Source organism: Catellatospora aurea, assembly GCF_042663325.1.
Classification (GTDB): domain Bacteria; phylum Actinomycetota; class Actinomycetes; order Mycobacteriales; family Micromonosporaceae; genus Catellatospora; species Catellatospora aurea.
Window position 1 is genome coordinate 131,605 of record NZ_JBHTAC010000010.1, and the last position, 14,360, is coordinate 145,964.

General features: G+C 72.6%; 11 protein-coding genes. 9 read left to right on the plus strand and 2 right to left on the minus strand.

From position 1 onward, the window contains the following. Nucleotides 1-42: 42 nt before the first annotated feature. From mca to ACFQO7_RS12700, 5 genes are all read left to right on the plus strand, one after another. Nucleotides 43-933, plus strand: coding sequence for a mycothiol conjugate amidase Mca (gene mca / locus ACFQO7_RS12680; protein WP_361040208.1), 891 nt, complete (start codon nt 43-45; stop codon nt 931-933). 5 nt (nt 934-938) lie between these two features. Beyond that, nucleotides 939-1,160, plus strand: a complete 222-nt coding sequence (locus ACFQO7_RS12685) for a hypothetical protein (RefSeq protein ID WP_376806543.1) — start codon at nt 939-941, stop codon at nt 1,158-1,160. 109 nt (nt 1,161-1,269) lie between these two features. After that, nucleotides 1,270-3,819: a putative bifunctional diguanylate cyclase/phosphodiesterase gene (locus ACFQO7_RS12690; RefSeq protein ID WP_376806544.1), complete on the plus strand. Its 2,550-nt coding sequence runs from the start codon at nt 1,270-1,272 to the stop codon at nt 3,817-3,819. 66 nt (nt 3,820-3,885) lie between these two features. Further along, the gene (locus tag ACFQO7_RS12695) at nt 3,886-5,505 is read left to right on the plus strand and encodes a hypothetical protein (RefSeq protein WP_376806545.1); all 1,620 of its coding nucleotides are present in this window, start codon (nt 3,886-3,888) and stop codon (nt 5,503-5,505) included. 2 nt (nt 5,506-5,507) lie between these two features. Next, the gene (locus ACFQO7_RS12700; RefSeq protein ID WP_376806546.1) at nt 5,508-6,218 is read left to right on the plus strand and encodes a PspA/IM30 family protein; all 711 of its coding nucleotides are present in this window, start codon (nt 5,508-5,510) and stop codon (nt 6,216-6,218) included. 96 nt (nt 6,219-6,314) lie between these two features. Here ACFQO7_RS12700 and ACFQO7_RS12705 read toward each other — a convergent pair whose 3' ends face one another. Both ACFQO7_RS12705 and ACFQO7_RS12710 read right to left on the minus strand, forming a co-directional pair. Further along, the gene (locus ACFQO7_RS12705; RefSeq protein WP_376806547.1) at nt 6,315-7,403 is read right to left on the minus strand and encodes a DUF3626 domain-containing protein; all 1,089 of its coding nucleotides are present in this window, start codon (nt 7,401-7,403) and stop codon (nt 6,315-6,317) included. A 329-nt stretch (nt 7,404-7,732) separates the two neighbouring features. Continuing rightward, entirely contained in the window at nt 7,733-7,969 is a 237-nt protein-coding gene (locus ACFQO7_RS12710) for a hypothetical protein (RefSeq protein WP_376806548.1), read from the minus strand. A gap of 144 nt (nt 7,970-8,113) precedes the next feature. Between ACFQO7_RS12710 and ACFQO7_RS12715 the strand changes: the two genes are divergently transcribed. From ACFQO7_RS12715 to ACFQO7_RS12730, 4 genes are all read left to right on the plus strand, one after another. Next, nucleotides 8,114-9,394: a helix-turn-helix domain-containing protein gene (locus ACFQO7_RS12715; RefSeq protein WP_376806549.1), complete on the plus strand. Its 1,281-nt coding sequence runs from the start codon at nt 8,114-8,116 to the stop codon at nt 9,392-9,394. Beyond that, nucleotides 9,391-9,900, plus strand: a complete 510-nt coding sequence (locus ACFQO7_RS12720; RefSeq protein WP_376806550.1) for a flavoprotein — start codon at nt 9,391-9,393, stop codon at nt 9,898-9,900. The genes ACFQO7_RS12715 and ACFQO7_RS12720 overlap by 4 nt, the downstream gene beginning before the upstream one ends. A gap of 154 nt (nt 9,901-10,054) precedes the next feature. Then, nucleotides 10,055-12,064 (plus strand): thioredoxin domain-containing protein, encoded by a 2,010-nt coding sequence (locus ACFQO7_RS12725; protein ID WP_376806551.1) that lies wholly within the window; start codon nt 10,055-10,057, stop codon nt 12,062-12,064. Between the two features lie 110 nt (nt 12,065-12,174). Further along, nucleotides 12,175-14,352 (plus strand): asparagine synthase-related protein, encoded by a 2,178-nt coding sequence (locus ACFQO7_RS12730; RefSeq protein WP_376806552.1) that lies wholly within the window; start codon nt 12,175-12,177, stop codon nt 14,350-14,352. The last annotated feature ends 8 nt before the right edge of the window (nt 14,353-14,360 follow it).

Below are 14,360 nucleotides of genomic sequence, written 5' to 3' on the forward strand. Positions count from 1 at the left end.
GGAACACTGTCAGGGTCGATTCTCGCACGTGGGGAGAGCACGGTGACGCAGCGGCTGCGACTGATGGCGGTGCACGCGCATCCGGACGACGAGTCGTCCAAGGGTGCCGCGACTATGGCGCGGTATGCCCGCGAGGGTGCGGAGGTGCTGGTCGTCACGTGTACCGGCGGCGAGCGGGGTGACGTGCTCAACCCGAAACTCGACCGTCCGGACGTCTGGGAGAACATCGCCGAGATCCGCCGCGCGGAGATGGCCGCGGCCCGCGACATCCTCGGCGTGGACCAGGCCTGGCTCGGTTTCGTCGACTCGGGCTGGGTCGAGGGCTACACCCACGACGACCCGTCCGGCCTGCCCGAGGGCTGCTTCGCCCGGGTGCCGGTCGAGGAGGCGGCGGCGCCGCTGGTCAAGCTGATCCGGGAGTTCCGGCCGGAGGTGGTGCTGACCTACGACGAGGAGGGCGGCTACCCGCACCCGGACCACATCCAGACCCACCTGGTGACCATGGCCGCGGTCGAGGCCGCCGCCGACCCGCAGCGCTACCCCGAGTTCGGCCCGGCCTTCGAGGTGCCGAAGCTCTACTACCACATCAGCTTCACGAAGCTGAAGTTCACGGCGCTGCACGAGGCGATGCTGGCGGCCGGGCTGGAGTCGCCGTACGCCGAGCGGCTCAACGACGACTGGGTCGGCGACAAGTCCCCCCGGATCACCACCCGGGTGCCCTGCGGCGAGTACTTCGAGCTGCGGGACGACGCCCTGCGCGCGCACGCGACCCAGATCGACCCGGACGGGCCCTGGTTCCGCGCGCCGCTGACCGTGCAGCGCACGGCCTGGCCGACCGAGGACTACCAGCTGGTCAGGTCGACCGTGGCGACCGCGATTCCCGAGGACGACCTGTTCGCCGGCGTACGCGCGCCGGCGGGAGCGGATAGGTGAGGCACATGCTGGAGTTCCTGGCCGACAACAACTTCGGCGACACCCGGTCGGGCGACGGTCTCGCCGGTCCGATGGCGCTGCTGTTGATCCTGCTCCTGGCCGCTGCAACGGTTTTCCTGATTCGCAACATGAATCAGCGGCTCAGGCGGTTGCCCGAGACGTTCGATTCGGCGAGCATGAGTGACGGTGCGCGGACGGACTCGCCCGTCACGCCGGACCCTCGCTGAGGCGGACCGAGGGAATCGGACACGGCCTGTCGCGTCAGGCGGAGAGTGTGTCGTCTTCAGAGGGAGACGGCGGGCCTCCGCCTACGGTGCGCGCGGACAGGGGGCACGGATGGGCAGGTGGCTCACGCGGGCGGCGGACGGACTCTACCGCTGGTCCGGTGCAGCCTCGCTGACGTCGCGTGTCCGCATTGTCATAACCTGTCTCGTCGTCGGCGCGGTGCTGATCGCCGGCGTCGGCGCGATCGTCGGCGTACACGAGGGTGACCTCGGCCAGTTCGGGCTGCTCATCGGCCTGATCACGCTGGCCCACCTGTTCGGCCTGCGCATGCGGGTCGGCTCCACCACCATCGACGTCGACTGGGGCGAGGCCGCCCTGATCGTCGGCTTCGTCCTGGTGCCGGTCACCTGGATCCCCGCCGCGGCGGGCATCGGCGTGCTGCTGGCCAAACCGGTGGTGTCACTGGTCTCCGGCAACCGCACCAGCCCGGTCGAGACCGTCCGGGCCGCCGCCTCACTGACGCTGGCCGCCGCCGTCGCGGCACTGGTGGTAGGGATCGGCGGGGTGCCGGTGGCCCCCGGCGCGTCCGGCATGTCGGCGCAGGCCGCCGCGATCGTCGTGCTGGCCGCTCTCGTCTACCTGCTCAGCAGCGCCGTGCTGCTCGCGGTGCACCTGGCCGTGCGCGACGGGCAGAACATGATCGGGGTGGTCTGGCAGGCGCTGCGCGGCACGCCCGTGATGATCGTCGGTAACGTGGCGCTCGGCCTGGTCGCGGTGCGGTTGTGGGACAGCAGCTGGCTCTGGGTGCTGCCACCGCTGCTGTGGCTGCTGCACCAGCTCTACGTGCACCGGGTGCACGAGGACGAGGAGCGCCGCACCTGGCGGGCGTTCGCGCTGGCCAGCCGCTCACTGCACCGGCTCGACGAGCTGGCCGTGGCGCAGGAGGGCCTGCAGGCGGCCCGTTCGCTGTTCCCGGTGCGGGCGGTGGAGCTGACCGTGCTCGGCTCGCAGACCCGATACCGCAGCAGCCTGCGTACCGGCGAGGAGATCCTGGTCGAGCCTGCCTCGGAGACGCCCCCGGCGGACGCGGGCCGCGCGCCCGCGGTGACCCGGGCGCTCGAAGTGGCCGGCGGCCGGGTCGGCGTGCTCACCCTGCGGCTGCTGCGCCAGCGCGCCTGGGGACCCAACGACCAGCATCGGCTGGCCGTGTTCGGCGACGCCCTGGCCGCCGCCCTGCACGACGCCGCCACCCACAGCGCCCTGCGTGAGCTGCGCGAACGCACCATGTACGAGTCCCACCACGACCCGCTGACCCGCCTGCTCAACCGCGACGCGCTGATGGACCGCGGCGACGCGGTGCTGCGCGGGCTCGACGCCCGTGTGCCGGTCGCCCTGCTGCTGCTCGACATGGACCACTTCAAAGAGGTCAACGACACCCTGGGCCACCTCGCCGGGGACGAGCTGCTGCAGACCGCGGCGTCGCGGCTGTCCGGCGACGTCGGGCATGGCGAGCTGCTGGCCCGGCTCGGTGGCGACGAGTTCGCGCTGCTGGTCACCGACCTGCCCGGACTGTCCGCGGACCACGACGAGGTCGACCGGCTCAGCGCCGCGAACCTGGTCGCCCAGCGCCGGGCGCGCATGCTGACCGCGACGTTGGCCAGCCCCACCGAGGTTGCCGGGGTGACGCTGTCGGCCGAGGTCTCGGTCGGGGTGGCCGTGGCGACCGCGGGCGAGTTCGACCTCACCGAGCTGCTGCGGCGCGCCGACGTCGCGCTGTACCAGGCCAAGGAGTCGGGGTCGCGGGTCGCCGCGTACGACCCGCACCGCGACCGGACCAGCACCGACCGGCTCGCGCTGGTCGCCGAGCTGCGCGCCGCCCTGGCCGCCGACGACCAGCTCCATCTCGTCCTGCAGCCCGCGGTCGAGCTGGACACCGGCGCGCCGTCCGGGGTGGAGGCGCTCATCCGCTGGCACCACCCGCGCCGCGGCCTGCTGCTGCCCAAACACTTCGTCCGCGCCGTCGAGGCCAGCGACCTGCTCGGCAAGTTCACCCGGCACGTGCTCGACCAGGCCCTGACGCTGGCGGAGGAGTGGACCCGGCAGGGCCTGGACGTGCCCGTCGCGGTGAACCTGTCCCCGCGCAGCCTGCTCGACCCGCAACTGCCCGCGGACGTGGCCGAGCTGCTGCGCCGCCACAACATGCCCGCCTCCCGGCTGGTCCTGGAGATCACCGAGACGGTGGTGCTCAGCCCGCTGCCCGTCACCGACCAGGTGCTGCGTGAGCTGCGCGGGCTCGGGGTCCGGTTCGCCGTGGACGACTTCGGCACCGGGTTCTCGTCGCTGACCTTCCTCACCCGGATCGCGGTCGACGAGCTGAAGGTCGACCGCACCTTCGTCGGCCGGATGGCCGAGTCGCGGCAGGCCGCCGCCATCGTGCAGGCGGTCGTCGACCTGGGCCGCCAGCTCGGCCTGCGCGTCGTCGCCGAGGGCGTGGAGACGGCCGATCAGCGGGTCGCGTTGCGCCGCCTGGGCTGCGACGCGGGCCAGGGCTTCTACTTCTCCCACCCGCTGCCCGCCGACGAGATCATCGAAGCCCTGCACACCCTCACCCGCGCGGCCCGCCCCATCCGCCCCCTCCGCGCCCGCCCGCACACCGCCTGATCCAGGGCCGATTGAGGCAGGGCTATTCGCCGGGTTCGGGGGGATTGCGGGGGATATCGTGATCACGTGCCGGTGCAGACCACTGAGGTCGATCTCTTCTCGGTTCTGTGCTGCCTCGCGATCATCGTGCTGGGCGTGGTCCTGGCGCTGACGATGGCCAGGCGGCGCAAGGGGCGCGGCCAGGGGACGGCGCAGGCCACCCCGCAGCAGGCCGGCCCGGCCGACCCGTTCGCCGCCTACAGCACCACCCAGCTGAACACGTACGCCAACGGGCAGCTGGTGGCCGTGGACAACGCGGTGCGTACGAGCGAGCAGGAACTGGGCTTCGCCACCGCCGAGTACGGGGCCGAGGCCGTGACCACGTTCGCCGCCGCGGTCGCCGCCGCGAAGGAGGAGCTGGCCGCGGCGTTCCGCATCCGCCACCAGCTCGACGACGAGATCCCGGAGGACGACACCACCCAGCGGCGGCTGCTGCGGGAGATCGTCGACCGGTGTTCGACGGTGGACCGGCGGCTCGACGCCGAGGCGGACGCCTTCGAGAAGCTGCGTGCCATGCAGGCCAACGCCGAGGAGCTGGCGCAGTCGCTGACGGCCCGCGCCGGGCAGCTGCGCGGCGCGCTCCCCGCGGCCGAGGCGAAGCTGACCCGCCTCACCGACCGCTACACCGAGGGCGCGCTGACCGCCGTGGCCGGCAACGTCACCGAGGCCACCGCCCGGCTCGACTTCGCCGACGAGCAGCTCACCGCCGCGGGCGCCGACATCGCGGCGGGCGACCGCGGCAAGGCGGCGCTGTCGCTGCGCGGGGCCGAGCAGGCCACCGGGCAGGCCGGAGCCCTGCTGGAGGCGTTGGACAAGGCGGCCACCGATCTGGACACGGCGGGGCAGCACGTGACCGGCCTGCTCGACGAGGTGCAGGCAGAGGCGGCCGCGGGCAAGGCCGCGATGCAGGCCAGCGGGGGCGCGGGCGGCGCGGACCAGATGAACCTCGCCGCCGCGGTGGCCCGCGCCGATCAGGTCGCCGGGGACGTGCGTACGCAGCTGGCGGGCGCGAAGACCGACCCGCTGGGCATGATGCGACGGCTGGAGACAGCCGCTTCCGGCCTGGCCGAGGCCATGGGCGGGGTACGCGATGCCGCGAACCGCACCGAGCAGGCCCGCCGCCAGCTGGAGCAGACCCTGCACGCAGCCCGTGCCGCCGTCGACTCGGCGACCGGCTTCATCACCACGCGCCGCGGCGCGGTCGGCTCGACGGCGCGCGCCCGCCTGTCGGAGGCGCACGCCCAGCTGGACCGTGCCGAGAGCGGCACCGATCCGGTCACCGCGCTGGCCGCCGCAGAACGCGCGCACGACCTCGCCGCGCAGGCCGTCGACTCGGCCCGCGACGACGTCGAGCGCTGGTCCTTCCCGTCGGCGTACGGCGGACAGCTCGGCGGCGGCCGCGTGATCATCGGCGGTCCCGGCGGCTTCGGCACGGCGGCCGCGGGCGGCATGGGTGGCGCGGTGCTGGGCGGCATCCTGCTGGAGAGCATGCTCGGCGGCGGCATGGGCGGCTTCCGTATCGGCCTCACCAGCGAGGCGAACCAGACCGGCGGCGCGGCAGCGTCCGTGGCGCCGCCGGTGCTGGGCCGTTTCGGCGGCCCCAGCACGTGGGCGAGACCGGAGAAGGAACACTCAGGGGGGAATTGATCATGGCGGCACAGTCGATCCTCGGGCGCATCACCCAGATGGCCCGCGCCAACATCCACGCCATCCTCGACGACGTCGAGGATCCGCAGCAGATGCTCGACCAGATGGTGCGCGACTACACCGCGAACATCAGCGAGGCCGAGAACGCCGTCGCGCAGACCATCGGCAACCTGCGGTTGCTAGAGGCCGACTCGGCGGAGGCGACGAAGAACGCCGCCGAGTGGCAGGCCAAGGCTCAGGCCGCCAGCGCCAAGGCCGACCAGGTGCGCTCCAGCAACGCCGCCGACGCCGACAAGTTCGACAACCTCGCCCGGATCGCGATCGGCAAGCAGATCGCGTACGAGAACGACGTGAAGAGCTTCGGCCCGATGATCGCCGAACAGACGCAGGTCACCGAGCAGCTCAAGCAGGGTGTCACCCAGATGCGTGGCAAGCTCGACGAGCTGCGCCGCAAGCGTGACGAGCTGGTCGGCCGGGCCAAGGTCACCGAGGCGCGCGGCCGGGTGCAGAGCTCGGCGCGCAGTATCGACGCGCTCGACCCGAGCAGCGAGATCAACCGGTTCGAGGAGATGGTCCGCCGCGAGGAGGCCCGCCTCAAGGGCCACGACGAACTCCAGGCCTCCACCGTGGACGCCCAGTTCGAGGAGCTGTCCGCCTCGGTCCGCGACCAGGAGATCGAGTCCCGCCTGGCGGCGATGAAGTCCGGCCGCTGACGACGTTCGGCCGGCCGCGCCCGGTCCGCCCGGTGGCTGCAGTTTCGGGGAAAGTGCAGCGGTCCATACCTGCACTTCCTCGAAACTGCCCGTCGGTCAGCGGCCCGCGAACGGGCGGCCGGCGTGCACGAGGGTGTGCCAGAGCTGTTTGACGTACTGGAGGAGTTCGTCGGGCGTGCCCCAGGGGGACCAGGAAAGCGGGTCACGGAGCATGTCGGCGGCGGCGCGGCCGACCAGCTCGGCGTCGAAGGCCCCACGCGGGCCTGCGTAGCGCTCGCACACCTGGGCGGCCAGGGGCGGGATCGCAGGACCGCGGAAGTCCGGTCCCACCTCGGCGGCGGTCAGCTCGAAGCCGGCATGCCACTCCAGGCCCACGTCGAGTCGCGCGGCGAGTCCGGCGAGCACGTCACCGGCGGCCGTGCCGCGGAAGCTCGGGTCGAGCACCAGCGCCTCGGCGTCCGCCGCCAGGTCCACCGGCCCGTGGACCTGCACTTCGAGGTAGTCGTCCAGGGCTCGGCCGGGTTCGGCGGCCGGGGCGGCCCCGGCGAGTTCGCGCAGCGCCGCGAGCGGGTCGGCATCGGGACGGCCCAGCGTGACTCCGGTTTCGCGGGCCTGCTCGACGAGCCCGGCCAGCACCGGCTCGAAGACGGCGAGCGTGCCGACGTCGGTAGGGCCGAGGTGGCTGTCGCCCAGGGTCACCGTGCAGCGGGCGTTCACCGAAGGCCGCAGCCGGACGTGGCAGGAGCCGAATCTCGGGCATGCCCCGTCGGGGTGCCCGAGCAGGTTCAGTCCGCCGTAAAGGACCCGCTCAGCGGGCAGTGTGCCGGGCGCGAGATATGCGTCGCCGAACAGGGCCTGCTCCCAACGGTCGCGGTCGCCGCCCAGGAAAGCGGTGCGGCTGCCGTTGGTGACGCCGGTCTCGAACTGGCTGCGGTAGCGGCCGTCGGCGGCCAGCGACTCGGCGACGGTGCGCCCGTCGGACATCAGCCGGTCCGGGTGGAAGTTCAGGGTGACCCGCCCGTGCGCGGCCACGACCGCCAGGAGTTCGGGCAGGTCGGGCACCTCGCCGAGGCGTTCCAGGGCCCGTTCGCGATGCCGGGTCGCGACCCCGGTGACGTGCGCGAGCGCCGCCCGTTGCGCGGTGGTCAGTGCCGTCGGTGTGCTTAGGAAAGCCGCCCCCGTCATGCCCGAGACCCCATCACACCGCCCCCACCGGCGGCAACGTGGTTACCCGAGGGGCCGCCCGGCTGAACGGGCGGCCCCTCGGCCGGGACCCGGGGTGCGAGCCATGGTCACCGGCACCGGGTGCGGAGGGTGCGACTCCGCGCCCGAGAACTGCGGCCCTGGCTAGGGCTCCTCGCCTGCAAGCCGGAGCGTGCTCAGCGCGTACATCCGGTGTCGGCGGCACTCGTCGTCGAAGCGTCTGCCACAGCGACAACCGCCATCGGGCCGACGTATGTGATCCGCGAGCAGCATTCGCGCAGTCTCGACCGCCGCCCTGCTCACCCCGCCGTTCATCGACAAAGACGCATGTCGTGCAGGAGTCGGTCTCGGATGATCTTGAGCGTCATCGTGTCGCTGCTCCAGTGCCACTGCGATGTGCGCTCCAGCAGGCGCACATTGGCCGCCACTTCCGCGCCGAAGGCAGGTAGGCGGAGGTTCATGGGAAGACCTCGGCGCGGTGCAGCCGGCGGCCGATCCTCTGATGATGGTTGCTGTGCATGACCCGTCGAATCTGCGGTGACGGTCATTGATGTCCCTCCCGGATGCCCCTATCGTCTTGATTGCGGCGGCGAGGCCGGAAGGATTCGAGCCACCCCCACCCCGCGCCTGAAATCAGCGTCACCGTCACTGTCCGCAGTGACCAGTAGGCAGCGCGTTTCAGGGGGTTTCAGATGGTGTCCGGTGCTCGTGATGAGACGTTTCCGAGCTTGCTTCGGCGGTCGCGCCTCCGGGCGGGGCTTACGATTGCGCGGCTGGCCGAACAGATCAACTTCAGCCGGTCGCATCTGAACAACCTGGAACTCGGGCACCGAGGCTGTCCTGCCGAACTCGTGCCCATACTTGACCGTGAGCTGGCGGCTGAGGGTGACCTCGTACGGGCCTGGGAGGCGGACGAGGAGATGAAGCGACGGGAATTTCTCCTGGCCGGGGCCACCGTGGTGGTGCCCATCGCACCTTCGCGTCCGACTGGCGCGGGGGCCGAGCATGATCCGCTCGCGGGTGAACTCCGGCGCAGCCTGCTCGCTCGAAGGAGCGTCGGGGCTGCACGGGCGGTCGACGCGGCCCAACTGGTGAGAGACATCCGTGCCGCGCACACGTTGTACCACCGTGCTGAGTACGCGGCCGCATTCCGGATGCTGCCCGGAGTGGTCGCAGAGGCAGAGACTCTGGTGGTCGAGGCCGAGGGCAGCGGCCATGCGCATCGCCTGCTGGCCCTCGCCTATCTCGCCGCGTCGAAACTCGCTGCCAAGGTGGGCGATCGCGAACTCGATCGTGTCGTGGCCGACCGTGCGTTGAGCAGTGCGAGGATCGCCGGGGACAGGGCGCTTTGCGCTGTCACGCAACTCCAGATCGCGTCGGCATTGCTGAACCTGCCAGGCCGACGAGACGAAGCCGAGGCGGCGGCCGACTCGGCCGGTGAGGAGCTCGCCCACGCGAACACGCCGGAGGACGCCGCAGCGATCTCCGCCCGGGGGACGGTGCTGCTCTTCAAAGCCACGGTCGCCGGCCGCGGCGGCAGGGCGGCCGAGTCGGCGAGGTGGCTGCACAAGGCTGCTGACGTCGCCCGCACGTTCGGACGCGATGGGAACGAGTTGTGGACGGCCTTCGGCCCGACCAATGTCGCCCTGCATCGAGTCGCCATATTCAACGCCCTCGGCCGCCCGGAGGAGGCGATCGCGGCGGCCGCGCGGATCAACACATCCCGGCTGCCCGCGAGCCTGCTGGGGCGGCGGGCACAGGTGCATCTTGACCTTGCGACTGCCTTCACGCCATCCGGGCAGCAGGATGCGGCAGCGGTCCTTCACCTGCTGGAAGCGGAGCGGCTGGCCCCACAGGCGCTCCATGTCAATCATCGCCCACGCGGGCTGCTCGCCGAGTTGATGCGTCGTGAGCGCCGGACGGTGACGCCCGGCCTGCGGGCGCTCGCCGAGCGGTCGGGCGTGCGCGCTTGACGAGGAACGCTCATCTCGTCGTCTGCGCGGCCCCGCCCGCGACGGCCGTGGCAGAACTGGTCGGGCTGCTGCTGGCGGACGAGTGGACGGTCCAGGTCGTGCCGACCGCGACCGCCGTGGACTGGCTGGATCTGCCGGCGCTGGAGGCGCTGACCGGCAACCCGATCGCCGTTGGCCCCCGCAAACCCGACGAGCAGCGGCAGGCGGCCGGTCCGGATCTTGTCATCGTGGCTCCGGCCAGCTTCAACACGATCAACAAGTGGGTGGCCGGGATCAACGACAACGTGGCGCTGGGGCTGCTGAACACGGTGTTCGGGCTCCGGGTGCCGACGATCGTCAGCCCGTACGCGAAGGCGGCTCTCGCGGCGCATCCCGGCTTCCGCCGCAACCTGGCCCTGCTGGCGGAGTGGGGTGCGCTGCTGACGGAGCGCGACGCGTTACGCCCCGAACACCCGGACCAGCCGTACCGCTGGAATGCGATCATGAATCTGTTGCCCCGCCGTTGACTGTGCAGCTGCGCTGAGGTGCAGTTTCCTGGTTTCTGCGCTTATCCCGGCCGGGATTCGTGCAGTCTCCCCGAAACTGCAGTTCCGGCGGCGGGGTTCGGCGACAAATGGGGCACCGGGGTATGGGGCGGGGCGTTGTGAGAGGGTGGGACGTGTGAACCGACTCGGGGACGCGACCTCGCCCTACCTGCTGCAGCACGCTGACAACCCGGTGCACTGGTGGCCGTGGTGCGACGAGGCGTTCGAGGAGGCCAAGCGGCGCGACGTGCCGGTGCTGATCTCCGTCGGCTACGCCGCCTGCCACTGGTGCCATGTGATGGCGCACGAGTCGTTCGAGGACGCCGTCGTCGGTGACCTGGTCAACGAGCACTTCGTGGCGATCAAGGTGGACCGCGAGGAGCGGCCCGACGTGGACGCGGTCTACATGTCGGCGACGCAGGCGATGACCGGGCAGGGCGGCTGGCCGATGACGGTGTTCGCCGCGCCTGACGGCAAGCCGTTCCTGTGCGGCACGTACTACCCGAAGGCGCAGTTCACCCGGCTGCTGGAGGCGGTCACCGAGGCCTGGCGGGATCAGCGCACCCAGGTGCTGGAGCAGGGCGACGCGGTGGTCGAGGCGATCGCGCGCAACCCGCTCGAGGGCGGCGGCGAGATCACCAAGGAGCTGCTGGACCACGCGGTGGAGCGGCTGCGCGCCGACTACGACAGCGTGCGGGGCGGTTTCGGGGGCGCGCCGAAGTTCCCGCCGCACATGCTGATGCTGTTCCTGCTGCGCCACCACCAGCGGGCCAAGGACGCCGACGCGCTGGAGCTGGTGCGCCACACCGGCGAGGCGATGGCCCGGGGCGGCATCTACGACCAGCTCGCCGGTGGGTTCCACCGGTACGCGGTGGACGCGACGTGGACGGTGCCGCACTTCGAGAAGATGCTGTACGACAACGCGCTGCTGCTGCGGGTGTACAACGAGATCTGGCGGCTGACCGCCGACCCGATGGCGCAGCGCATCGCCACCGAGACGGCCATGTTCCTGGTCAACGACCTGCAGACGGCCGAGGGCGGCTTCGCCTCGGCGCTGGACGCCGACACCGAGGGCGTGGAGGGCACGACGTACTCGTGGACCCCGGCGCAACTGGTCGAGGTGCTGGGGGAGGACGACGCGAAGTTCGCGGCGGACCTGTTCGGGGTGACCGGCGCGGGCACGTTCGAGCACGGCACGTCGGTGCTGGTGCTCAAGCGCGACATCGACGACGTCGCGCCGGAGGTGCAGCAGCGCTGGGAGCGGGTGCGCGGGCTGATGATGGCCGCGCGCCGGGAGCGGCCGCAGCCGATGCGCGACGACAAGGTGGTCGCGGCCTGGAACGGGCTGGCGATCACCGCGCTGTGCGAGTTCTGGCGCAACTACACCGAGGTCGGCGACGTCGCCGACGTGGAGAACGTGGACTTCCGGTCGATCGCCGTGGAGGCGGGCGAGCTGCTGCTGACGCGGCACGTCGTCGACGGGCGGCTGCGCCGGGTGTCCCGGGACGGTGTCGTCGGGCAGCCGGCGGGGGTGCTGGAGGACTACGGCTGCGTGGCCGAGGCGTTCTGCGCGCTGCACCAGGTCACCGGCGACGGGCGCTGGCTGGAGGCGGCGGGGCGGCTGCTGGACACGGCGGGAGAGCGGTTCCGGGACGGGCAGGGCGGCTTCCACGACACCGCCGACGACGCGGAGCAGCTGGTGATCCGGCCCGCGGACCCGACCGACAACGCCACCCCGTCGGGGCTGTCGTCGCTGGTCACCGCGCTGCTGAGCTATGCCGCGCTGAGCGGGGAGCCGCGCTGGCACGAGATGGCCGAGCGGGCGCTGTCCACGGTGGTGCCGCTGCTGGCCCGGCATCCGCGCTTCGCCGGGTACGCGGCCGCGGGGGCGGAGGCGCTGCTGTCGGGGCCGTTCGAGATCGCGATCGCGACCACGAACCCGGAGACCGACCCGCTGCTGCTGACCGCGATCGAGCACGCGCCACCCGGAGCGGTGATTGTGGCGGGTCACCCGGACGCGCCGGGCGTGCCGCTGCTGGCGGGCCGGACGATGGTCGGTGACCAGCCCACGGCGTACGTCTGCCGGGGATTCGTCTGCGACCGTCCGGTGACGACGACTGTCGAACTGGCGACAATTCTCGCCTGATAGTGCGATATGAACGGCCAAACGGACAATCCTGGCTAGGCTGAGGCTTCCCCCGCGTGGCGTGCCCCGTGCCGCCACTGTCGCCCAGCCTTCCCTGAGGAGATGGTCGCGTGGCCGGTCTGGCCGCCCTGCTGAGCTTCGGCTCCGATCGCAGCTCCACCGACACGCTCACCGCACTGTCCCGCGCGCTCGCCCCGCGCGGCTCCGAGGAGGCCCGCGGCGTCTGCGGCTCCGCGAAGCTCCTGATCCGGGCGGCGATGCCGATCGTGCACCGGCTGGACACCACCACGCTGATCGTCGACGGCATCGTCGAGCTGAGCACCCTGGCCAACCGGTACGCCGAGCGCGGGCCGCTGGGCCTGGTCGGCGGCCCCGACCCGTACACCCTGATCATGGCCGACCCGGACGGACTGGTGCTGGCCCGCAACGGCGACGGCCCGCCGCTCTACTACGCCCGTTGCCGCGGCGCGGTGCTGGTCGCGAGCGAGCCCTCCGCGCTGCTCGCCGCGGGCGTGCCCGCCCGGCCCGACCCGGAGACGGTCGCCCGCTTCCTGGCCGTGGGCAGCTGCGACGAGGGCGCGGCCACCTTCTTCGACGGCATCCGCCGGGTGCTCCCGCACCAGGTCGTCGAGATCTCCGCCGGGCACACCGAAGGCTGGGTGGTCCGCGCCCACCCGCCGGTCCGGCACCGGGGTCACCCGATCACCGGCCGGATGGCGCTGCTCGGCGCGGTCGGCGAGGGACGGCTCGGGGTGCTGCTCGGCCCCGGCCTGCCTGGTGCGGCGGTGCTCGGCGCGGCGCTGTCCGAGCGCAGCGAGCACCGCGGCCTGCCCGTCTACTCGGTCAACTTCCCGGGGCTGCCGGCGGACTCGTCCGCGTACGCCTCGGCGCTGCTCGGTCCGCTGCCCGACGGCCACGTGCGGCACCGGGCGCTGCCGTTCTTCGCCGACGAGATCGACGTCGACGGCTTCCTCGCCGACGTCGGCGAACCCATGCCCGACCTGTCGAGCTACCTGGCCTGGGCGGTGGCGCGGGCCACCGGCGGGGAGGTCGACGCGCTGCTCGGGGCCGGGGGCTGGAGCGGGCCGGTCGGGCACCTGCCGCGCCTGGCCGACCGGGTCGCCAGCCGGTACGGCGTCGCGCTGCGCTTCCCGTACCGGGACCTGGAGACCACCGACGAGGCGCTGCGCGCCGAGCTGCGCGGATTCGCCGAGCGCACCCTGCCGCCGGTCTCGCTGCGAGCCGCCGCCGCGGCCCCGGCCGCCGCCACCCTGGAGCCGCCGCTGCGGGAGATCCTGCTGCGGCTGCGCGCCGAGACGATCAGCGCGCTGCTGTACCCGCGCCACGGCGGCACCGACCACGACGCGCTCGCCGTCATGCAGCACCTGCCGACCGCACCCGAGGCCGACGTGGCCCGGTTGTGGCGGCGCTATCTGCTGGAGCGCTGGCTGACCACGGTCCTCGGCCCGTACGAGCGCACCCCCGACGTGCCCGCCGCCCGCCCCGCGCCCGGCCCCCTGGTGATCACCGCGGCCGGGCAGGACTGGACCACGCACCCGGTGCTCACCGAGCCCATCGCCGCCGGTGACCGCTACACCGAGAAGTTCGCCTGGTACGTCGCCGAGTTCGCGCACGGCGCCGACAAGACCGCCCGGCAGGCGCTGCGCCGCCCCTGGCACCTGCTCGTCGCCGCGAAACCCGTCGCCGTGGCCCAGGGCCTGTCCCGGGCCATCTGGGAGATCGAGCCCGGCTCGTACGCCCGCGCGCTGGTCAAGCTCGCCGGGCCCGCGGTCGGGCTCGCCGACCCATGGAGCATGCAGGTGGCGCTCGACCACGGCGGCCCGGTCCGGCTCGGGCTGGCGGTGCTCAGTGCCCGGCTCGGCCGCCGGGCGTGGGCGGAGCGTTTCGCCGGACCGCTGGTCCGCTCCGTCTGCCCGCCCCGCGAGCAGGCCTGCCCGCCCGCGCACCTGGCGGTGGTGCCGCCGCCGCGCGACGCCGACCGGGTCGCCGAGCAGATCGTCGCGGCGCTGCGCAAGACCCTGCCCGACGAGGTGTACGCCATGCTCGCCGGCTGCGCCGTCGTCGGCGCCGGAGACGGCGGCATGCGGCTGCTGGGCTGGTCACAGCCCGGTGAGCCGCCCGCCGGGCTGCTGGAGCGGCTGTGCGAGCGCAACCCCTTCGGCCAGGGCGACGAGCGCACCCCGCTGGTGCTGGCGCTGTCCGCGCCCCGCCGCGTGGCGCAGCCCACCGGCCGCAAGGGCGCGAAGGCTTCGGCACGTCGGCGCTGATTAGACTC